This is a genomic window from Pleurocapsa sp. PCC 7327 (assembly GCF_000317025.1).
Lineage (GTDB): Bacteria > Cyanobacteriota > Cyanobacteriia > Cyanobacteriales > Microcystaceae > Hydrococcus.
Window position 1 is genome coordinate 740,498 of record NC_019689.1, and the last position, 20,444, is coordinate 760,941.

General features: G+C 44.4%; 21 protein-coding genes. 14 read left to right on the forward strand and 7 right to left on the reverse strand.

Features of this window, described 5'->3' with window-relative positions:
• Positions 1-103 precede the first annotated feature (103 nt).
• Positions 104-997, forward strand: coding sequence for a hypothetical protein (locus tag PLE7327_RS03250; RefSeq protein ID WP_015142430.1), 894 nt, complete (start codon positions 104-106; stop codon positions 995-997).
• Between the two features lie 71 nt (positions 998-1,068).
• Complete coding sequence (locus PLE7327_RS03255; RefSeq protein ID WP_015142431.1) at positions 1,069-1,356, forward strand: DUF2288 domain-containing protein; 288 nt, start codon at positions 1,069-1,071, stop codon at positions 1,354-1,356.
• A gap of 118 nt (positions 1,357-1,474) precedes the next feature.
• Here the strand turns inward: PLE7327_RS03255 and PLE7327_RS03260 are convergent, their stop codons facing one another.
• The 3 genes from PLE7327_RS03260 to purE form a co-directional block, all read right to left on the reverse strand.
• On the reverse strand, positions 1,475-1,903 hold the full coding sequence (locus PLE7327_RS03260; protein ID WP_015142432.1) for a hypothetical protein: 429 nt from the start codon (positions 1,901-1,903) through the stop codon (positions 1,475-1,477).
• A 12-nt stretch (positions 1,904-1,915) separates the two neighbouring features.
• Positions 1,916-2,671 carry a tetratricopeptide repeat protein gene (locus PLE7327_RS03265; protein ID WP_371265291.1) on the reverse strand — a complete coding sequence of 252 codons (756 nt, stop codon included), beginning with the start codon at positions 2,669-2,671 and terminating at the stop codon, positions 1,916-1,918.
• Between the two features lie 421 nt (positions 2,672-3,092).
• Positions 3,093-3,614, reverse strand: a complete 522-nt coding sequence (purE, locus tag PLE7327_RS03270) for a 5-(carboxyamino)imidazole ribonucleotide mutase (RefSeq protein ID WP_015142434.1) — start codon at positions 3,612-3,614, stop codon at positions 3,093-3,095.
• 14 nt (positions 3,615-3,628) lie between these two features.
• On the opposite strand from purE, the gene PLE7327_RS03275 reads away from it, so the two are divergent.
• On the forward strand, positions 3,629-3,931 hold the full coding sequence (locus PLE7327_RS03275) for a hypothetical protein (RefSeq protein ID WP_015142435.1): 303 nt from the start codon (positions 3,629-3,631) through the stop codon (positions 3,929-3,931).
• 130 nt (positions 3,932-4,061) lie between these two features.
• Positions 4,062-5,309 (forward strand): N-acetylglucosamine-6-phosphate deacetylase, encoded by a 1,248-nt coding sequence (nagA, locus tag PLE7327_RS03280; protein WP_015142436.1) that lies wholly within the window; start codon positions 4,062-4,064, stop codon positions 5,307-5,309.
• On the opposite strand, the gene PLE7327_RS03285 is transcribed toward nagA, so the two are convergent.
• Both PLE7327_RS03285 and PLE7327_RS03290 read right to left on the reverse strand, forming a co-directional pair.
• A complete protein-coding gene (locus PLE7327_RS03285) occupies positions 5,297-6,001 on the reverse strand; it encodes a PHP domain-containing protein (RefSeq protein ID WP_015142437.1) in 705 nt (234 codons plus the stop codon). The two genes, nagA and PLE7327_RS03285, sit on opposite strands and share 13 nt — an antisense overlap.
• A gap of 236 nt (positions 6,002-6,237) precedes the next feature.
• A complete protein-coding gene (locus PLE7327_RS03290) occupies positions 6,238-6,939 on the reverse strand; it encodes an HAD family hydrolase (protein WP_015142438.1) in 702 nt (233 codons plus the stop codon).
• A gap of 339 nt (positions 6,940-7,278) precedes the next feature.
• On the opposite strand from PLE7327_RS03290, the gene PLE7327_RS03295 reads away from it, so the two are divergent.
• The 8 genes from PLE7327_RS03295 (at position 7,279) to PLE7327_RS03330 (ending at position 14,231) form a co-directional block, all read left to right on the forward strand.
• Positions 7,279-7,500, forward strand: coding sequence for a hypothetical protein (locus PLE7327_RS03295; protein ID WP_015142439.1), 222 nt, complete (start codon positions 7,279-7,281; stop codon positions 7,498-7,500).
• Positions 7,501-7,616: 116 nt separating this feature from the next.
• Positions 7,617-7,967: a hypothetical protein gene (locus PLE7327_RS03300; protein WP_015142440.1), complete on the forward strand. Its 351-nt coding sequence runs from the start codon at positions 7,617-7,619 to the stop codon at positions 7,965-7,967.
• 447 nt (positions 7,968-8,414) lie between these two features.
• Positions 8,415-9,773, forward strand: a complete 1,359-nt coding sequence (gene der / locus PLE7327_RS03305) for a ribosome biogenesis GTPase Der (RefSeq protein ID WP_015142441.1) — start codon at positions 8,415-8,417, stop codon at positions 9,771-9,773.
• Positions 9,774-10,035: 262 nt separating this feature from the next.
• Positions 10,036-10,347 (forward strand): TIGR03792 family protein, encoded by a 312-nt coding sequence (locus tag PLE7327_RS03310; RefSeq protein ID WP_015142443.1) that lies wholly within the window; start codon positions 10,036-10,038, stop codon positions 10,345-10,347.
• Positions 10,348-10,456: 109 nt separating this feature from the next.
• Complete coding sequence (locus PLE7327_RS03315) at positions 10,457-10,819, forward strand: hypothetical protein (RefSeq protein WP_015142444.1); 363 nt, start codon at positions 10,457-10,459, stop codon at positions 10,817-10,819.
• Positions 10,820-11,160: 341 nt separating this feature from the next.
• Positions 11,161-11,475 carry an NfeD family protein gene (locus PLE7327_RS03320; RefSeq protein ID WP_254658078.1) on the forward strand — a complete coding sequence of 105 codons (315 nt, stop codon included), beginning with the start codon at positions 11,161-11,163 and terminating at the stop codon, positions 11,473-11,475.
• 39 nt (positions 11,476-11,514) lie between these two features.
• On the forward strand, positions 11,515-12,906 hold the full coding sequence (locus tag PLE7327_RS03325; protein WP_015142446.1) for a flotillin family protein: 1,392 nt from the start codon (positions 11,515-11,517) through the stop codon (positions 12,904-12,906).
• Between the two features lie 35 nt (positions 12,907-12,941).
• On the forward strand, positions 12,942-14,231 hold the full coding sequence (locus PLE7327_RS03330) for a flotillin family protein (RefSeq protein WP_015142447.1): 1,290 nt from the start codon (positions 12,942-12,944) through the stop codon (positions 14,229-14,231).
• 99 nt (positions 14,232-14,330) lie between these two features.
• On the opposite strand, the gene PLE7327_RS03335 is transcribed toward PLE7327_RS03330, so the two are convergent.
• Positions 14,331-16,130, reverse strand: coding sequence for a glycosyltransferase family 39 protein (locus tag PLE7327_RS03335; protein WP_015142448.1), 1,800 nt, complete (start codon positions 16,128-16,130; stop codon positions 14,331-14,333).
• A 168-nt stretch (positions 16,131-16,298) separates the two neighbouring features.
• Between PLE7327_RS03335 and glgX the strand changes: the two genes are divergently transcribed.
• Positions 16,299-18,401, forward strand: a complete 2,103-nt coding sequence (gene glgX / locus PLE7327_RS03340; RefSeq protein WP_015142449.1) for a glycogen debranching protein GlgX — start codon at positions 16,299-16,301, stop codon at positions 18,399-18,401.
• Positions 18,402-18,481: 80 nt separating this feature from the next.
• Positions 18,482-19,777: a phosphopyruvate hydratase gene (gene eno, locus PLE7327_RS03345; protein ID WP_015142450.1), complete on the forward strand. Its 1,296-nt coding sequence runs from the start codon at positions 18,482-18,484 to the stop codon at positions 19,775-19,777.
• Between the two features lie 364 nt (positions 19,778-20,141).
• Here the strand turns inward: eno and gatC are convergent, their stop codons facing one another.
• The gene (gatC, locus tag PLE7327_RS03350) at positions 20,142-20,438 is read right to left on the reverse strand and encodes an Asp-tRNA(Asn)/Glu-tRNA(Gln) amidotransferase subunit GatC (protein ID WP_015142451.1); all 297 of its coding nucleotides are present in this window, start codon (positions 20,436-20,438) and stop codon (positions 20,142-20,144) included.
• Between the last annotated feature and the right edge of the window lie 6 nt (positions 20,439-20,444).

A 20,444-nucleotide genomic window follows, 5' to 3' on the forward strand; every position in this document is an offset into this window, starting at 1 on the left:
AATCGGACAATTATTTTGATTAGAATTTTTATTCATTTTTATCAAGGTCAATTATTAGATAATTCCTTTGGAAACATCAGAGATCGAGTACTTTAGAGGCTGTATGAGGTTAAATGTATCAGAAATTCATTTTTCTTGTCAGAAGTTTTCACTCGCAGTTCCTTTTGGTTTTTTATCGATAGGCAGATTACTTCGGCAAAAACTTTTTGCCCTAGCACTTTTAGAGCAAAAAAAACAAACAGAAATCATCTCGGACGATTTTTTTCCAGAGAAATTTACTTTGTATTATCTAAAATCTCAAATTGGCTATCGTAGCGCGATCGCGCTGCAATTGGCAAAAGGACAAACTCGCTCGTCTCAAGAAATTGCAGAACAATTAGTCAAGCATTTGACTATACCCGAAGAAAGCGATCGCGTCTCGTTAGATTTTATAATTCGAGTTTGGGAACCCGGTTGGATCGATTTTTACATCAGCGATCGCGCTTTAGCTTTGTGGTTGCAACAACTGCCGCAAATTTTCTATCCGACGCTTGTAAGATCGGTAAAAGAAGCGATCGTTCCTTATCTATTTTCTAGCCAATACGCTTATGCTCGCTGTTGTTCCCGATTGCGTTTAGGACATCGGGAGGGATTAATTGAACTGCACGAACTAGATTTCAGTCAACCCATTTGGCAATGGAAACATCCCCATCCCATTCCTTTTCTCGCCTCCGGCAAGTTTCAGTTAGTTCGTCCGACAGAACAAAATTTGATTCGTCAAATCCTCGTAGTTACAGACGCGCTGGATGGCAATGCAACAGAAAACTGGATCGAACTAGCGACTAATTTGAGCGAAGCCATTTTGGAGTTTGAGCGTCGCTGTCGAATCTGGGGAGAAGTAAAGCAAGAAACGCCACAATTATCCCAAGCGAGATTGGGATTAATCGCGATCGCTCAATTTTTGTTGCAGCAGCTTTTACAAGAAAAAATAGGTGTTTGGGCACCCGCAGAACTGTAACCTCTTATCGCGATCGCGTTATCTATAGGAAGATATACTAAACCAAAGTCGATGAAAAGGATTTTTCGATCGTGTCGGATGTAAAAGCTCAGTTAACCGAACAACTCGCCGAGATCGAATGGAGCGATCTGATTCCTCACGCTCAACGCGATGCCGTCATCGTAGTTAACGAAGAACTTTCCATCGTTAATGTTGGCGTAGCGATAGCCAATGATAATGTCGCGTTAGTTCAGCAGTGGATCGGTCAAAAGCTAATTCACAAACCCTCATTTGACGAACTCAGCGACTGGAACAGTCAACCCGGTAAAAAATTTAGCACTTTAATCGTGCAGCCTTTTGTTTTAGTGTGTGCGGCATAGCCCTTGTTTCCAAGAGTGCGATCGCTCAAACAAATTGTTTCCAAGGGGTTAGAGCAAACCCCATTGCTTTGGTCTCCCATTAAAACTGCTTATGCCTGGGTTCGGGAGGTGGCTTAGGTTATTTTTCTGTTTCTGTTTCTAAGCGAATCGCGTTTCCTTGGGCATCTGTCCGATAAATCCAACTGCGATCGCCGTGGGACAAGACAACTCGCCAACCTTCTACCAGTGCTTGCGTACAAATTTCATCGGGTTTAGCCAATCCCAGACAACCATCCGACCAAATTTGTTGACGGGTTTCCACGACTTTGAACTTGTTAGGTGCGATGCGAGTTCGATTCGATAACTCTTGGCGCACTGCATCGATAACTTGGGAAGGAACGCTTTCTCTGGGTTGTTCGCTCATGAATGCTTGTTGGATCGTCCCGGAGCGATTGCCTAAAGAATCTGCCAGAATAATTTGAGTGTTTCCCAAACAAAAGATATTTGCTAGCAATAGAATCCCAAACCAAAAGCGAAAGCGTATTTTTAGGGAACGGGGCGCGTGCATCGAATGGTCTCTCTACTTCAGGTTCAAAAATTTATCTAATGCTGCTACCATTTGCGGAGGCCAGCGGCGTGTAGTTTTAACCCAATTGAGATCTTGATAGCGATTGTCCATGCCAACCGCTGCTACCCAGTTACTTTCTGCTTCTCCCTGCTGTCCCTTCTCCCAAAGGACTGCCGTAAGAGCAGCTCGCATGTCTGGAAACATCGGATATTTGCGGACTAAATTGCGGATTTCGCGGAGAGCTTCGTCTTTTTTGCCGACTTGATAGATAGCTAGAGCTGCATTAGCGCGAGCAAAGGCAAAGTTAGCAGCTAAGTTGGCCGCCTTCTGATAATCTATCAAAGCTTCTTCCCATCGTCCCAATCCGCCTTTGGCATTGCCTCGGTTATTATACGCCATGGCATCGTTGGGATCGATCTCTAGGACTTTATTATAATCGGCGATCGCGGCTTCGTATTGTCCTTTTCCTTCTAAAGCTGCACCGCGATTGAGATAGGGATCGGGTGCATTGGGTGCGAGTTCGAGCGCTTTATTAAAATCGGCGATCGCTTCGTCTAATTTATTCTGACTGACTCGGGTATTTCCTCGGTTGCTCCAAACTGCGGGATTTGTTGGAAAGTCTCTAATCAGTTGCGTCCAATATGCCTCAGCTTGGGCAAAATTCCCTTTTTCCGTAGCTTCAAAAGCTTTCTTGGCTATTTCTTCGCCCTTCTGTAACTGTTGCTCAGTATAGCTAGGGAGTTGAACTTCTTGCGCCAAGACAGGCATCGTCCAACTGCAAACAAACAGCACGAATAATAAACTCAGAATCCAGCGAATCATTGCTCTAAAAACTTTTAGGCTTTATATTAACACATTTATTTGGCTCACCTCAGACCTTGCCAAAATGGCAACTTTCGTCTTCTTTTTCTATCTAAGCTGGAGATAAATCTTATGAGCTAAAAGTAGCGATCGATATTAAATTAGTTGCTATGTCAATCTAGTAAAGGAATGCGATCGCTACTAACCCAAGTTACTGCTAACAATTGTAGGGATAGAAGGTAATTTCATTCAGTTTAGCTTTAAGAAATTGACCTTCATGCAAAACGCGATCGCCGACATTTTCTTATTTTAGCAATATAAGCCATCTGCCGATCGGTAGAGTTTCTCAATTGTTATGCTCATTTTCGAGCGAATAGTAGTTGCATTGTTACATTTGCTCCAAATACTGCTTGTAACCTAGCTGCTCTAATTTAGCTTGCTTTTCTAACACTGACTGAGCTAAATTTTGACGGTACTGCCGAACTTTTTCGAGTAATTCTGGGTTGTGAGAAGCGAGAATTTGCACTGCTAATAAACCTGAATTTTTAGCATTACCAATGGCAACCGTAGCAACAGGGATTCCGGCTGGCATTTGGACGATGGAATAGAGAGAATCCAAGCCTTGTAGGTGTCGGCTAGAGACGGGTACGCCAATGACGGGTAAAGGGGTAAGAGATGCTACCATTCCTGGTAGATGAGCGGCACCGCCCGCACCGGCAATGATAACTTTGATGCCTCGTTGGTGGGCAGTTTGAGCATAGTTAACCATTCTTTCTGGGGTACGATGGGCAGAAACGATCGCGACTTCGCAAGCGATACCAAATTCTTCGCAAACTGCGATTGCGTCTCGCATAGTAGGCAGATCGGAATCGCTGCCCATGATAATGCCGACTAATGGGGGATTACTCATAAAGGAAGGTCAATATGGCTATTCAAGCAATCGAACATCTGACAGACGAGCAAATTGACGACTTACACCGCCTATATCAAGACGAATGGTGGAGTCGAAGTAGAAAAAGAGCCGACATCGAGGGCATGTTACCACATTCGGATCTTATTGTGGCATTTTGCGACTCTGACAGCAAACGACGGGTAGCTTTTTCTCGTATCCTTACCGATTCTGTTTACAGAGCGGTAGTTTTTGACGTTATTGTCGAGCTTACTTACCGAGGCAATGGTTTGGAACATATTTTGATGGATGCGATCGCGAAATTTATTAACATTTAATTTTGCTAGTTAAGAAAAGGCAACAAGCAGATGATAGACAAAAGTTATAAAAACGTTCTATGAAACGTTTCTAAAAAAAAACTGCAATTTAGATTTGGCAATAATTATAGCTGCGTCGCTTGGTAAAATAATGAGTCAATTTTCTATTCAAATCATTAACGTATCGATGCCATCTACTGCGCGTTTAGATATTATCAACGCCCGTTTGCCAGGGTATCAAGGTTTATACCAAATTCATATTAATAATCGAGGAGTAATTGAAGCGATAATCGCTTTAGATGAGCCTATCCTACCAAGCCATGATAAAAAAGTTTTAGATGTTCGCGGAGACTGGATTTCTCTAGGTGGAGTCGATTTACAAATTAATGGCGGATTGGGTTTGGCTTTTCCCGATCTAGAAGAAACAAATCTTCCCCAGCTTCAAGAAATTTGCGATTATTTATGGCAACAAGGAGTCGATGCATTTTTACCAACTATCGTAACAACATCGGTGGAAAAGATACAGCGATCGCTTTCAGTTATCGACGATTTTATTAAACTACAAAAAACTGAGCCAAAACCCACTGCTAAGGTGCTTGGCGTTCATTTGGAAGGTCCTTTTCTCAATTATGAAAAGCGGGGCGCTCATCCAGCCGAATATTTATTGCGTCCAACCCAAGAAACCGTTGAATGGGTTTTAGGAAACTTTGCCCGCGTCGTAAAAATTATTACCCTAGCACCAGAATTAGATCCGGCTGAAGAAGTCATTCCCTATTTACGTTCTCTGGGAATTATTGTTAGTTTGGGTCACTCGACCGCATCGGCAGCAGAAGCTAAAAAGACATTTGAGCTAGGGGCTTCTATGGTGACTCATGCTTTTAATGCCATGCCGCCTTTACACCATCGAAAACCGGGATTATTAGCAGAGGCAATTGTCAACAAAAACGTTTATTGCGGCTTAATCGCTGATGGCGAGCATGTCTGTCCGACGATGATAGATCTCTTATTGCGGGCGAGTCGCTACGAAAAGGGAATTTTCTTGGTTAGTGATGCACTAGCCCCAATCGGTTTGCCAGATGGAATTTATCCTTGGGACGAACGTCAAATAGAAGTCAAAGATGGAACGGCTAGACTCGCAGATGGAACGCTAGCAGGAACGACTTTACCGTTGCTAGTTGGGGTAGAAAATCTGGTCAAGTGGGGAATTTGTGGAGTGGGTTCGGCGATCGCGATGGCTACCGAATCTCCCAGAAAAGCGATCGGGATGCCAGGAATTTCTGTAGGACAATCGGCTAATTTACTGCGCTGGCATTGGGATAAAATTAACGCGCAATTAACCTGTAAGCGATTAAAATTCAGAATTTATAACCCACAACTCAAAACCGTTCAGATACGTTGAAGCAAGCTCATCCCATGGGTATCGGTTCCACAAGTCGTATATAAATTGTAAATCTCGCTCAAGTACTTAACCTTCTCGGTTTCTTTGAGGCTAGCTCTCCAGGGCTTGGGATTATTATAAGCATAGTAAGCTTCTACGCCATCGACTCCTATTTCAGCCGCAGCTGGAATGAGTTCGTGGGCGGGACGGTGATAGCGGGCGGGGTGCGCTAGAATGGTCAATCCTCCGGCTTCGTGAATGGCAGCAATAACGCGATCGGCATGGGCATCGCTTCCCAAAGGGCGATCGCCTTGAAGATAAGGCTGCATGACCGAGCGATCGGGATCGAATCCATAGCCGAGGATATGGACTTCTGTTCCCAGCAACTGAGAAGTCACTTCTATCCCCGTCCAGAGATGGGGCAGGTGAGATTTCGGTTGTTGGGAGCGGATTCGCTCCAGCCAGCTTTGAGCCACTCGATAGCCGCCAACCGAGTGATGGTCGGTAATTGCCATGCCTTTCAGCCCAATGGTGAAAGCTTGTTCCATCAGTGTTTCTGGAGTCAGTTGTCCGTCAGAACAGATGGTGTGCATGTGGAAGTTGTAGTGATAGGGGCAACTCTCCAGATGAATTGTATCCCAAACTTCTGCTAGAGCTTGAGTGTTTTGAGCATCTAGCTCGTTGATAGGAGAAACCACTAAATCCAAAGTCATAGGTTTTAGGAACGAGTCCGAGTTAGAGGTTTAATCTTACAAAAGATTACAAATTATTAAGATCAAAGATAGCAAAACTTAGAGCAAAGTGACAGCTGGGATTGTGTGGAATATCGATTGGCTTTTCAGATGAGAACTATAAGTCAATGTATCAAATGTAACAAATCAAGCTAACAGGTAATTATACTTACCGTTAATCGCGAATTTGACTTAACCAAAAAGATCGAAAATCCGGGCTAAATTCTGGGAATTTGAGCCGTTTCTAAGACTTTTTTAAAGTTTTTGATGCGATTGAAGTTTTCAAAAACGCGATCGCTTCCTTGTTCAAATAATTTTTTGGCTTCATTTGCTCCAGCAATACCAATAAAAGGAATACCGAGCTTTCCTGCTGTTTTTACATCCCAAATTCCATCCCCAACAAAAACAATTTTCTTAAAATCTTTAATTCCATATAAATACTTGGCTTTTTCAACAGATTCCTTGATGATATCTTCACGGGAAAATTTATCATCGTTTGAAACAAAAGGAATCCCCGAAATTCCAACCTCAGCTTTCTTGAGTTTGAGCAATGCGGGATCGCGCCAACATCCAGTGGCAATGGCAATATTCCAGTTGGGATCTGTTTTTAATTCTTGAATTATCTTGGAAGCGCCAGGAATTTCAAAAAATAAACCGGAATGGCGATCGCAAGCTTCTTTAAGCAAATGAAAAAAACGGATTTTTATTCTTGATAATTCTTTATCTGACGGAAAACATCCCAGTCGCTCTTGCAAAATTTGAGAGGCAATTCCAGAGTCCGTTACATGAGTATATTCTGACCAGTTAGGATTAATCCTAACTATGCCAAATTCTTCTGCAAAAGCACGGATAAAACAATCTTCTTCTATTTTGTTTATATTAATCAGTGTGCCGTCAACATCAAAAACAACCAACTTCATGATTAAATAGGGAATCTAACTCGTAGAAGAATTTTAGCTCTATCCCCTATCCCAGTTATCTATTCTTTTAATTCAGTAACATTACAAAAAATTTCTTTGAGGCAAAATTACTTAATATACTGGCGATCGCATTTCGTTCTTCTACAGTAATCTTACTTAATCGAGTATAGTTACCTAGCCACCCTTGCGAACACTCCATCCAATATTTTATGGAACTCAATTCTTGAACTTGAAGCAACTCTAAATCCAGAAATCGTAATAGTAGAAGGTATTTTATGAAATTTGAAATAAGGGTTCAAAAAATAAATAACGATAGCTGGCAAGCAAAGATCAAAGGTTATGATATCTAGGGATATTTTTCTTTCTTTTTTATGTATTGTTTTAGTCGCATCGCTAGCTGCTTTAATATTTAAATTTACGAATAAAGAAGTTGTTTTTGCCGCTATTCTAACAACATTAACAGCGATTTCTATTACCTTGATTCAAAACAAACACAAACCCAAAAACAAAACCGATCTTGTTGAAGAAATACAAACAGTTTACAGAGATTTTCCTAGTTGAGTGACAAAACTCAGATCGCCCTCACCCCAACCCCTCTCCCGCTCTGGGAGAGGGGCTTTCAACATGAGACTTTTGCCTGAAGTCCCTTCTCCCACAAGGGGCGAAGGGATTTAGGGATGAGGGGACAAAGATTTGTCAGTCAACCAGGAGATTTTCTGCAAATTCCTTCTAGATATAAATCCGGTGAAATTCAAGAGAATGAACTTAAAAAGTTTATCAATGATCCTAGCTCAAAAGTCTACTCGGAGGCTTCCCAGCCAATAATCTATCGATGGAAAGAGTTACAAAAAGATTTTATTTACATGTTAAATAAACGAAGACTGTCTAAACTTGAAAAGTATAAACTGGTTATTTTTAGGATGACAATAAGAAAAGAGTTTGGTTGCATTGATGATGTTAGAGGTCGTCTTTATCAAGCTCAAGAAATGGAAAGAATTTGGGAAATAGAACCAAAAAGAAATAGTTAAATGTCTTTGAGAGGATGTGTGGAAAGTCCAAGATAAGTATACTTTGTCATTGGTCGCGCAATGAAATGGAGCGAAGAATCCTAATTTTTCGTTGAAGCTGAGATACTTCACTTCGCTGCCCTACGTTCGGCATGACAAAAACTATACTTTTCAAACATCCTCTAAAAGAAGCTTGCAACAATTTTGAGTTCAAAAAAGATAGACTCAATTAAGATATTATTAAAATATGATTGCGCTAATTAAAGATTAACTTAAAGTATTCAAGCTAGCTGATAGGTTACTTGGTTGTTTGATTACTGCTTGTTGAAGATAGCTGGCAAGGCAAGAATAGAATATTGCTTGAACTAAACTATTCTGCCAGTCTTATCTTCTAGCCGCTATTATAGAAGATTGAACTTTAACTCTCCACAGAGATAAATTATTAAACTTTCTAATTGAAAAATTATTATGCCTCTTCCTATTGTTGCAATTATTGGACGACCGAATGTAGGGAAATCGACGCTGGTGAATAGACTGGCGGGCGACCAACAGGCAATCGTACACGACGAACCGGGAATCACGCGCGATCGCACCTATCGTCCTGCCTTCTGGCGAGACAGAGAATTTCAGGTAGTCGATACGGGCGGCATCGTCTTTGACGAAGACACCGAATTTTTGCCCCTGATTCGCGAACAGGCAATGCTGGCACTAGCAGAAGCTTCCGCAGCCATTTTCGTCGTAGACGGACAAAGTGGTCCCACGACAGGCGATCGCGAAATTGCCGACTGGTTGCGCCAACAATCCGTCCCCGTCCTCTTAGCAGTCAATAAATGCGAATCTGTCGAACAGGGACTCGTTCAAGCTGCCGAATTTTGGGAGTTAGGATTGGGCGAACCCTATCCCATTTCTGCCATTCACGGCAACGGTACGGGCGAATTACTCGATGACTTGATTGCCTATCTTCCCCCGACAAGCGAACTGCCGGAAGTCCCAGAAATAAAAGTCGCTATCATCGGTCGTCCAAACGTGGGCAAATCCAGTCTACTCAATGCCCTGACTGGAGAAAAACGCGCGATCGTCAGCCCGATTTCTGGCACCACTCGCGACGCGATCGATACCGTTATAGAGAGGAAGGGCAAAAATTACCGCTTGATTGACACCGCTGGCATTCGCCGCAAAAAAAATGTCGATTACGGTGCAGAATTTTTCGGGATCAATCGCGCTTTTAAAGCCATTCGCCGTTCTGATGTCGTCCTCTTCGTCATCGATGTCCTCGATGGCGTAACCGATCAAGACTTAAAACTCGCCGGACGCATCATCGATGATGGCAAAGCTGCTGTTATTGTTGTCAATAAATGGGATGCAGTCGAAAAAGACTCTTACACCATTTATGATTACCAAAAACTGATTCAAGACCGCCTCTATTTTATGGATTGGGCGGAAAAAATTTTTGTCAGCGCCATGACGGGGCAACGGGTTAACAAAATTCTCGATTTGATAGATACCGCTGCCGAAGAACACGGTCGCCGCGTCAGTACGGCAGTAATTAATGAAGTCCTTCAAGAAGCAATGAGTTGGCACTCTCCTCCTGCCACTCGACAAGGCAAGCAAGGAAGGATTTACTATGGCACTCAAGTCTCCACTAAACCTCCTACCATTGCTTTATTTGTCAACGATCCCGATCGCTTTAACGACAATTACCGCCGCTACATCGAAGGGCAATTTCGACAGCAATTGGGCTTCACTGGAACGCCCATCCGCTTGCTGTGGCGAGGCAAAAAAGCCCGTGAAGTAGAAGGTAGCATCAATCGGGCAACGAGGGTATAGTTAGCACTCACTCTCAAACGACAGGGGCAGAAGTAAAGACCAACCAAACCAGTATCGCCAGAATGAGGACGCAGATTTTAACGATGAGAAAAGTTAGGCTATCAGGATAGAGAAATGAGTTCAGCATTTTGCCCTCCTTTGCCAAGCTTGCCCAAGGAAGAGGGAATAGTCTAATTCTCCTCTATCTCCATCTTGCTTCCAAAAGCAGCAAAGGAAGGATGAAATTTATTAACCTTAATGTATAGAGGTTAATTCAACGGTTATGGTCATAGAGTGGCTCAAATTTCGCGTTTCTCCCCAGTCGAGAGAAAAGTTTATTCAAAAGGACGAGGAAATTTGGACGGCAACGCTAGCTAAGTATCCCGGTTTTTTAGGCAAAGAAGTTTGGATTAATCCAAGCGCACCAGAAGAAATCGTTCTTGTGGCACGCTGGCAAACCCGCGAAGAGTGGAAAGCCATTCCTCAAAAGGATTTAGACGAAACCGAACGGCAATTCGCTCAAGCGATGGGCGAAGATAGATATCAGATGATAGAAACCGGAGAATATCAGGTACGAAAGTTTCCAGCTAGTTGAGCATTCAATCTCATACTATTTTGGATTTTGGATTGAGAAAGACTGATCCCATAAAGGTTTTAAAAATCCATCTGTAGCCAAGATTTTTCAAATTGGTATCATTTTTCCTATGACTACTTGTCCTCGCTGTCATCAGTCCGTCGATGCAAAAGCCGTTCGCTGTCCCCATTGTTTTGCCGTCCTAAAAGCCTACGGTCATCCCGGAATTCCTCTCTATCAAACCACTGGAGAGACTTTTTTATGTGATAGTTGCCGCTATCACGAAGACGATACTTGCATCTTTCCCCAACGTCCCTACGCGAAAACCTGCACCATGTATCGGGATAAATTCGAACCAGTAGAAGCTGAGTTAAAGTCTCCTCTCTATCCGTCGGATGTGTGGGGTCGGTTTAAGACTTGGTGCCGCAGAAATAAAGGTTTATTGTTACTGATTGGGTTGATTGGAATTAGCATCCTGGTTGCAATAAGGTAAACCATCGCATAACCGTTTTCGATCCTAATGCCTGCGAACGTCTAGGGTAGGGGTTTAGCATTGTCAAATTCCTACCCTAGCCTTTTTTAGATAGCTGGCTATTTATAAATTTTTGTAAAGAAATTGAATAATTTACGCGATCGCTCCCAATACACCTATAGCAAGCTCAATAGTTTGAATTTTTGCTAAAGCATTTGGCAGTTAAGAAATTCTAGATTACGATTGAAACATATTATTGCAGTATGGGTATTCAAGCAAGCTATCTATTGCCGATTTTATTTTCCAAAATTAACCGCTAAAATATGAACCATCAGCTGATTGCAATAGCGATTATTTCAATCTTGATTGGAATATCGTGTGGTATTTTAATTGCTATTTTAATCAAAATCATACGAAGAAAACAAGAAGTAGATAGTCTCATCCGTCCCCGCAATATTGTCGGTTTATTTGGCACGGTAGAAGTTCCTTTCGATCGAGATAGTAAAGGAAAAATTAGAGTCAATATCAAAGGCTCGATCGTCGATTTTATTGCCATGACCGATCGACCCATAACCTTAAATAAAGGAGATAAAGTTTTCATTGTAGAAATGAAAGATAGTCGAGTTTGGGTTATTCCGGCTGAGGATTTAAAACTTGGTTACGATGCAGAAAATTAAAACTCACTCAAAAGCTTTACAGAAGAAGGAGTATTACCAGTGAAATTCAACCAGGAATTGAAATCATCCTTTGAAGAAAAAACGATAGTATTGCAACTAGCTCAGCTCGAACAAAATTCGTCAATTAATCAGCCTAGAAATAGTTTTGACGGGTTATTTTTTACTAGCATTCCCATTGCTTTATTAATTTTTGGTGCTATCGGGACTGTTTGGTTTCTTAACTCATTTTTGTGTATTTGCAAGCCCAATGAAGTTGTCATTATCTGCGGTAGAAAAAGACGATCTAAAGATGGGCAAGAAGTTGGGTATCGCGTCCTTTCAGGAGGGCGATCGATTCGGGTTCCAATTATCGAAACCGTCAAGCGAATGGACGTAACGACTATGCCCATTAGAGTTGAAATTCGCAATGCTTATTCTAAAGGAGGAACGCCAATTAATATTCAGGCGATCGCTAACGTAAAAATATCTAGCAATCCCGATGTAGTTGGCAATGCGATCGAACGATTTCTCGATCGCGATCGTTCGGAAATTATTCGCGTCGCCCAGGAAACTCTAGAAGGAAATTTACGCGGAGTTGTCGCCACTTTAACCCCAGAACAAGTCAATGAAGATCGCCTGAAATTTGCTGAAAGAATTACTTCGGGAGTGAGTAGCGATTTAATCAAACTAGGATTAGAAATCGACACCCTAAAAATTCAAAATGTCTCTGACGATGTGGATTATTTAAATTCTCTGAGTCGAGAAAGAATTGCTCAAATTATCCGCGATGCAGAAATTGCCGAATCAAATGCCCTCAGTGAAGCAGAACAAATCGAAGCCGAATGCGAAGAAAAAGCTGAAGTGGCTAAAACTCAGGATCGAATCATCATTCTAGAACAAGAAAACGACCTGAGAAAAGTTAAAGCAAAACTCGAACAACAAGCCAAAACTGAAGAAGAAATTACTACTGCCGCAGCGAAAGAAAAACGTGCCAAAGTCGAACAAAAATTACAAGCAATACGCGCAGAATTAGAACGCCTGCGACTGGAAGCCGATGAAGTTTTACCAGCCCAAGCACAAAAACAGGCACAAGAATTGCGGGCTAGAGGCGAAGCTTCCATCTTTGAAGAAAATGCCAAAGCAGCTGCATTAGTAACGGAAATGCTATCGCAAGTTTGGCAAGAAACTGGTAGAGATGCATCAGAAATTTTCCTAATTCAGCAATTAGAAACTGTCCTAAAAGAAGCCGTTCAAATTCCCAGGCGACTGCATTTAGATAACATCAATGTTGTAGACAATGGCAACGGCAAATCGGTATCAACTCTCGTCAAAGTCTATCCAGAAATTGTCGCTCAGTTCCTAGAAAGCGTCAAACAAACCCTCGGCATCGATGTTGTTGGAACGCTGACTCGTAAAGATGAAAACGGACATCAGTTACCAGTAAATAAATAACCAAAGACAAATGACCAAGGATAAATCACAAAACTATGGATATTCTGGCAATTTTATTAGGAATTTTTGGTCTTGGTACGGGGACAGGATACTTCGTATTTCGGAACCTTTACTACATCTGCCAACCCAGCGAAGTTCTCATTTTTGCGGGTTCCAAAAAAAGAATTTCTAGCAGTAAAGAGGTTGGCTATCGCTTAGTCAAAGGAGGAAGTAGCTTCCGTACTCCCTTACTAGAACAAGCTTTCCGCATGGATTTAACCAATATGATTATTGACCTCAAAGTGGTCAATGCTTACTCAAAAGGAGGAATTCCTCTGACAGTAGAAGGTGTAGCCAACATCAAAATTGCCGGAGAAGAACCGACCATTCACAATGCGATCGAACGCCTTCTCGGAAAAAGTCGCAAGGAAATCGAACAGCTTGCCAAAGAAACCTTAGAGGGCAATTTACGAGGCGTATTAGCCAGCTTAACGCCCGAACAAGCTAATGAAGATCAGATTGCCTTTGCTAAAAGCTTGCTAGAAGAAGCCGAAGATGACTTAGAAAAATTGGGCTTGGTCTTAGATAGCTTGCAAATTCAGAAAATCTCCGATGACGTGCGCTATCTCGATTCCATTGGACGCAAACAACAAGCAGATCTGTTAAGGGATGCGCGAATTGCGGAGGCAAAAGCCAAGGCAGAATCGATTATCAAAGATTCCGCCAACAAGCGGGTTACTGCCTTGCGACGCATTCAACGAGATTTAGAAGTTGCCAAAGCCGATGCCCAAAAACGGGTGCGAGATGCCCAGACGAAGCGAGTCGCCATGGTTGCCGAGGTAGAATCCATCGTCTTGGCAGAAATCGCGCGAGTGCAAGCAGAAGTTGCCGTACAAACCGAACGAATCAAGCAAGTCGAACAGCAACTACAGGCAGATATCGTTGCCCCAGCAGAAGCGGAATGCAAGCGGGCAATTGCTAAAGCCCAGGGAAAGGCAGCAAAAATTGTCGAAGAAGGCAAAGCACAAGCAGAAGGAGCAAAACGCCTAGCCCAATCGTGGCAAGCAGCGGGGACAAGCGCCAAGGAAATCTACCTTTTGCAAAAACTAGAAGTTTTGATGAAGATGATGGCAGCCAGCGTACCCGAAGTCGAAGTACAAAACGTAACGGTTATCGATGGTAACGATGGTAAGAATGTTGCCAAAATTGCCTCGTTTGCCGAACAGTTGCGCCAGGCAACAGGAGTAGACTTGGTGCAGCTGGCAAATCGGTTAGCTGGGGAGAAGCCTTCAAGTCAAGAAATCTTGACGCAACAGCCTCCCAATTTTAAAACATTAAAACCGTAAGGGGGAAAGGGGAAAGTTAAGCTCATCCCCTTTTCTTAGCGCGGGGGATTTCACGTCCTTCGTCATTTGTCAATAGTCATTTGTCCTTTGTGCCAATGACTATTGACAGTAATAAAGACTATAGTGATAGCCATAAACCTTACGTTTAAAATTAAGATTTCGAGCGCAGTTACGGGCTTCTAATGCTTCTTGAGAAGTCGGAAAATTAACCAGCCACAATTGAAAAGGGCGGGCAAGTTGCGGTAGAACTTTATGAAGCGTTTGAGATGCCGTTGGGATATCTTCGTTTGCTTGGTGGGCTAAAAGAAATTGAGGGGAATAGACAATCGAATTTGGCGACAATCGCGCCATCTGCTTCTTCATTCTCTCAAACTCCCAAGCCAATCCCATGATTTCTCCTGTTTGTTCGTGGGTTTTGTGAAGGTTGGCGATGAAGATGGGCGTATCTGGAGAGACGAGTCGATGTGCTTCGAGCATGGTAGTAACGACGAGATCGGGGCGATCGGGTTTCTGAAAACCAAAATCGCCAACAACCGTCAGCCCGCCCAATAAACTCATCAGCAAGACGGCGACAACAGCACCTTTGCCTTGCGCGGGAAAATAGCGAGGAAGCTTAAAAGCAAGCCGCTTCTTCGGAGATTGTTGCCAAATTTGGGCAAGTACGGCTGCCATCAACAAGATAACCGCAGGAAAATAGATAAATTGGTAGCGAGCAGCCAACGATAAATCCGTGCCCAGGGTGTAGGTGACGAGCAAAATTAACGCGATCGCGCCGACGATAAATCCCTCGAAAATCCTCATCTCCAAACGACTTGAATGCCCCTGGATTGGCGCTCGTAAGTAGCGAACGATCGCTGGCATCAACCAGCAGAGAAACAACAAGATAACAACAGCCGACGTTATAGTGACCGGGCGAGGCGTTCCCTCTACAGGAAGCAGAAAAAGCATCGTGATTATCCACAGCAGAAGTCGCCCGATTGGTTCGAGAAAAGCTATCCCTAAATGTTCGCCCCGATAAATCCAATCGACCAGCTTATCTTCAGGGATGGTGCGCCAAGCCGACAGCCAAACAGCGCCTCCTATCGCCGTCCCCGCCACAGCAGCGTAAATCCTCAGCCAATAGGAAGGAAATAACGCCGCCCAACCAGACTTTTTAATCGCTTCCATTTTTAAATCTGCCAGCCAAACTCCTATTAGAACTAGCATCTGAGCCATCAAGGTCAAAGCAAAAAAATAATGGGTAGCAATCCCCAAACTGTTGACTGCCACCCAAACCAAGACAATCCATATCGGTAAAGGAATGCGATCTCGAACGTGTCGCACGGCAACGATAAAGCAGACAAGCGAGGCAATAATCCATAGAATAGAAATGGTATAGTGACGAGATTCTTGCGCTAAATAGATCCCGAAAGGAGAAACAGCCATCAAAGCCGCAGCCAACTGAGCGACTAACAGCGAACGAAACGCCAGCCACCCCAAACCGAACGCGGCAGGAATCGAAACAACCCCGAATAGAGCGCTCGGCGATCGCGCCGCCCACAGAGAAACTAAACTGCCTTCACTAGAAAAAAGCTTCAGCCACAGATGGGTTAGTACGAAGTAGAGAGGCGGATGGGTACTTTCCGCCATCAAGCGATCGATAACATCTCCCGGCTGAGTCGTTCCAGTGACTTGTAGCGGCTGCAACAGTTCTTGTGCAGAAATGACGCGATCGAGGGGAACTGTCCGAAAACTATGACCTAGACTGAAAACAATCGTTGCCCATTCATCAGACCAAGGAGGCTTGAACTCTAGATGATAAAAGCGCAATCCAGTTCCCAGTGCCAGCCACCCTAAAAGCAACCATAGATGCAACCAAGCATTCCTATTTTTCAATCCGGGCGGGGTTAAGCTGGTCATATTCCAAACCTGGGACAGAACTGTCAATTCATTGTAGAGGCTATTGACAGAACAATTATCAATTGGCTTGCTCCTTATCTGATTTAAGCTTTTCCTCCAATCTAAATCGGTCGAGTCTCCTTAGAATGATGGTTAGGGGACAACCCTTGTATACATTAGTGAGAGGAAATGACTGGCTATGTCTTGCCCGGCAAAAGTTTTCCCATAGGCGCTACCGTGTATGCCGATGGGGTGAACTTTTGCATTTTTTCCAAACATGCTACGAGGATCGAGTTATTGCTATTTGACGAACCCAACGACCCAAAACCCGCCCGCGTTATCGCACTCGACTCCAAACGCAATAGAACCTTTCACTACTGGCACGTTTTTGTTCGAGGCATTGGCGCGGGACAGATTTATGCCTATCGAGCTTACGGTCCTTTTGAACCAGAAAACGGACATCGATTTGATGGCAACAAAGTCCTGCTCGATCCCTACGCGCGGGCGATCGCGGGAGAGGAAATTTACGATCGCCAAGCGGCGATTAACAAGGGCGATAATTGCGATCGCGCCTTGCGAGGCGTGGTCTTCGATCCGAGTACCTACGATTGGGAAGGCGATCGTCCCCTGCGCCATCCCTATGCCAACACCGTTATCTACGAAATGCACGTGGGCGGTTTTACCCGCCATCCCAATTCGAGTGTCGCACCAGAAAAACGCGGGACATTTGCGGGATTAATCGAGAAAATTCCCTATCTCAAAGACTTGGGGATTACGGCAGTAGAGCTATTGCCCATCCATTATTTCGACGTTGAAGATGCGCCACCGGGACATGACAACTATTGGGGTTACAGTACCATTGCCTTTTTTGCGCCCCATCGGGGTTACAGTTCTCGTCGCGATCCCCTCGGATCCATCGATGAATTTCGGGATATGGTCAAGGCGCTGCATCGCGCCGGGATCGAAGTTATCCTCGATGTCGTCTTCAACCATACGGCAGAGGGCAATCAAGAGGGACCGACCCTCTCGTTTCGCGGCTTGGACAACTCAATTTACTACATTCTAGAAGAGGACAATCTTGCCGAATATAGCAACTATAGCGGCTGCGGCAATACCTTTAAAGCCAATCACCCCATCGCTGGCGAATTAATCTTAGACTGCTTGCGCTATTGGGTTGCCGAAATGCACGTCGATGGGTTTCGCTTTGACTTGGCATCGGTATTATCGAGAGACACCTCTGGTTCTGCCCCGCGCGATTATCCGAAAACGCGAGAAATTCTCTGGGCGATCGAATCCGATCCGGTTTTAGCAGGCACGAAACTGATCGCGGAAGCTTGGGATGCTGCGGGATTGTATCAAGTCGGGACGTTTATTGGCTTTGCCGATTGGTTCTCCGAGTGGAACGGACCTTTTCGAGACGACGTGCGTCGCTTTGTTAGGAGCGATTCGGGAACGGTTGACAAGTTAGCCCAAAGAATTCTCGCCAGTCCCGATATCTACCCGCGACGGGATATCGATGTCAACCGCAGCATTAACTTTGTCACCTGTCACGATGGCTTTACTCTCAACGATCTCGTTTCTTATAACGAAAAACACAACGAAGCCAATGGGGAAAACAATCGAGATGGTTCTGATTACAACTTTAGTTGGAATTGTGGGCAGGAAGGAGAAACAGACGATCCCCAAATCCAAGCGCTGCGTTTGCGTCAGATAAAAAATCTGCTGACGATCCTATTTATTTCTCAAGGTACGCCCATGTTATTGATGGGAGACGAAGTGCGGCGATCGCAAAAAGGTAACAATAACGCCTACTGCCAAGATAACGAATTGAGTTGGTTTGACTGGAGTGCCGTCGCAAAAGAAACCGATCTATTGCGCTACGTCAAGGGACTCATCAAGTTAGTTCAGTCTTTCAAAATCTTTCAAGAGGAACGCCTTCTAGAAGTGGCGAGCGAAACTCATAAACCCCATCTGGTTTGGCATGGAGTCAAATTGGAACAGCCAGATTGGGGATATGATTCCCATAGCTTGGCGTTTACGCTACGCCACCCAGCAGCAGACGAACGCTTGCACGTAATGCTTAACGCCTATTGGGAACCCTTGACCTTTGAATTGCCCTTGCTGGGATACTGCGATGGCTGGCATCGAATTATCGATACATCTTTAGCTTCACCCGACGATTTTTGCGATCCCAAAACCGCGCCGCCTGTTAGAGGAGAACAATATCAAGTTATGGCGCGATCGACGGTGATTCTTACGGTCAAGCCAATCGATAGTTGCGATCTTGTCTAGATTCAGAGAAACAATAATCAATTAGACTAGACTTTCCGGAGATGAATTAAAAAAACAGTCGATTTTGGAGAATACAAGTCATGTTAAACAAACCCGAAGTCAGAATTGAGGCGATCGCGGCGAGAGAGATTTTAGATTCTCGCGGTCGTCCCACGGTTGAAGCAGAAGTCCTCCTGGAAACGGGAGCATTGGGGATCGCTCAAGTGCCTAGCGGCGCTTCTACCGGAACCTTTGAGGCACACGAACTGCGGGATGACGATCCCCATCGCTACGGCGGAAAAGGAGTTCTGCAAGCCGTCCGCAACGTCGAAGAAAAAATTGCTCCCGAACTGATCGACATGAATGCATTCGACCAGCTATCCGTTGACCTGAAAATGATCGATCGCGACGGTTCTCCCAACAAAAAATACTTGGGAGCCAATGCAATCTTGGCAGTTTCTCTTGCCAATGCGAAAGCCGCAGCAGCCGAGTTGGAATTGCCCCTCTACCGCTATCTAGGCGGTCCTCTCGCCAATCTCCTTCCCGTACCGATGATGAACGTTCTCAACGGCGGCGCCCACGCAGACAACAACGTGGACTTTCAGGAGTTTATGATTATGCCCGTGGGGGCGGACTCTTTCGCAGAAGCCTTGCGCTGGGGCGCCGAAGTGTTTGCGGTGCTGGGCAAGGTACTCAAGGATAAAAAATTGCTCTCTGGAGGAGTGGGCGATGAAGGCGGTTATGCGCCTAACCTGGGTTCTAACCAAGAAGCATTGGATTTATTGATGGAGGCAATTGAAAAAGCTGGCTATAAGCCAGGAGAACAAGTCGCCTTGGCGATGGACGTAGCCGCCAACGAGTTCTATCAAGACGGTCGGTATATCTACGACGGCAGCGCTCATTCTGCCCAAGACTTCATCGATTACCTTACTAAATTAGTCGATACCTATCCCATCGTCTCGATTGAGGACGGACTTCACGAAGAAGATTGGTCGAACTGGGAGCTTCTGACACAGAAGTTGGGATCGCGGGTTCAGTTAGTCGGCGACGATCTCTTCGTCACTAACCCAACCCGACTGCAAAAAGGCATCGATGCGGGAGTCGGTAATGCCATTTTGATCAAACTCAACCAAATTGGTTCTCTCTCGGAAACCCTACAAACAATCGAACTAGCCACGCGCAAAGGCTATCGTTGCGTTATCAGCCACCGTTCCGGCGAAACGGAAGACACGACGATCGCGGATTTAGCAGTTGCTACCCGTGCCGGACAAATTAAAACGGGTTCTCTGTGCCGCAGCGAACGAGTGGCGAAATACAATCGGCTGTTGCGGATTGAGGATGAATTAGGCGATCGCGCTATTTACGCCGGCAAAGTCGGACTCGGACCCAAGCAGTAATCGGCGAGAAAGGATAATTAGTTGTCATTCCCAACGAAGTGAAGAATCTACCAGAGCTTTTGCTTCACTGCCTTATGCTCGGTATGCTAGTTGAGTGACAAAACTCAAATCGCCCTCACCCCAACCCCTCTCCCGCTCTGGGAGAGGGACTTTCCACTTAAGACTTTTGCCTGAAGTCCCTTCGCCCCTTGTGGGAGAAGGGATTTTTTAGGGATGAGGGGACAAAGATTGGTCAGTCAACCAGCTCGGTATGAGACAACGCTCTTTTGATAAGTATTCAACCTAACCTGATATAAGATACAAAAACTCCAAGATTACATCAATCCTGGAGCTAAAATTTTGTCGGGAAAATGAAATCCCCCTGCTATTGTTCATCGCTATTGAGAATCTGTGGAACTCGAAAGAAGTCTCCTTCAATTTCTGGGGCTTGTTTAAGCAATACTTCTCGATTGGGATAAGGGATCGTCTCATCGGGACGAGTGATATTGCTAGTTTCAATTGCTCTGGTTGTTGGCGGCACATTTTTGGTATCTAACTCGCTAAGCTGTTCAAAATACTCCAAAATGCTACTGAGTTGAGTTGCGAATTGCTCTTCTTCTTCAGGAGTAATTTCTAGGCGAGCTAAATGAGCAATTTTTTGAACTTGTTGGCGATCGAGCATTGTTTT

Bases quoted from the DNA above. Each gene is read 5' to 3' on its own strand.
- PLE7327_RS03250 (WP_015142430.1), top strand. From the start codon at position 104: ATGAGGTTAAATGTATCAGAAATTCATTTTTCTTGTCAGAAGTTTTCA.
- PLE7327_RS03260 (WP_015142432.1), bottom strand. From the start codon at position 1,903: ATGCACGCGCCCCGTTCCCTAAAAATACGCTTTCGCTTTTGGTTTGGG.
- PLE7327_RS03265 (WP_371265291.1), bottom strand. From the start codon at position 2,671: ATGCCTGTCTTGGCGCAAGAAGTTCAACTCCCTAGCTATACTGAGCAA.
- purE (WP_015142434.1), bottom strand. From the start codon at position 3,614: ATGAGTAATCCCCCATTAGTCGGCATTATCATGGGCAGCGATTCCGAT.
- PLE7327_RS03275 (WP_015142435.1), top strand. From the start codon at position 3,629: ATGGCTATTCAAGCAATCGAACATCTGACAGACGAGCAAATTGACGAC.
- nagA (WP_015142436.1), top strand. From the start codon at position 4,062: ATGAGTCAATTTTCTATTCAAATCATTAACGTATCGATGCCATCTACT.
- PLE7327_RS03285 (WP_015142437.1), bottom strand. From the start codon at position 6,001: ATGACTTTGGATTTAGTGGTTTCTCCTATCAACGAGCTAGATGCTCAA.
- PLE7327_RS03290 (WP_015142438.1), bottom strand. From the start codon at position 6,939: ATGAAGTTGGTTGTTTTTGATGTTGACGGCACACTGATTAATATAAAC.
- PLE7327_RS03295 (WP_015142439.1), top strand. From the start codon at position 7,279: ATGATATCTAGGGATATTTTTCTTTCTTTTTTATGTATTGTTTTAGTC.
- PLE7327_RS03300 (WP_015142440.1), top strand. From the start codon at position 7,617: ATGAGGGGACAAAGATTTGTCAGTCAACCAGGAGATTTTCTGCAAATT.
- der (WP_015142441.1), top strand. From the start codon at position 8,415: ATGCCTCTTCCTATTGTTGCAATTATTGGACGACCGAATGTAGGGAAA.
- PLE7327_RS03310 (WP_015142443.1), top strand. From the start codon at position 10,036: ATGGTCATAGAGTGGCTCAAATTTCGCGTTTCTCCCCAGTCGAGAGAA.
- PLE7327_RS03315 (WP_015142444.1), top strand. From the start codon at position 10,457: ATGACTACTTGTCCTCGCTGTCATCAGTCCGTCGATGCAAAAGCCGTT.
- PLE7327_RS03330 (WP_015142447.1), top strand. From the start codon at position 12,942: ATGGATATTCTGGCAATTTTATTAGGAATTTTTGGTCTTGGTACGGGG.
- PLE7327_RS03335 (WP_015142448.1), bottom strand. From the start codon at position 16,130: ATGACCAGCTTAACCCCGCCCGGATTGAAAAATAGGAATGCTTGGTTG.
- glgX (WP_015142449.1), top strand. From the start codon at position 16,299: ATGACTGGCTATGTCTTGCCCGGCAAAAGTTTTCCCATAGGCGCTACC.
- eno (WP_015142450.1), top strand. From the start codon at position 18,482: ATGTTAAACAAACCCGAAGTCAGAATTGAGGCGATCGCGGCGAGAGAG.
- gatC (WP_015142451.1), bottom strand. From the start codon at position 20,438: ATGCTCGATCGCCAACAAGTTCAAAAAATTGCTCATTTAGCTCGCCTA.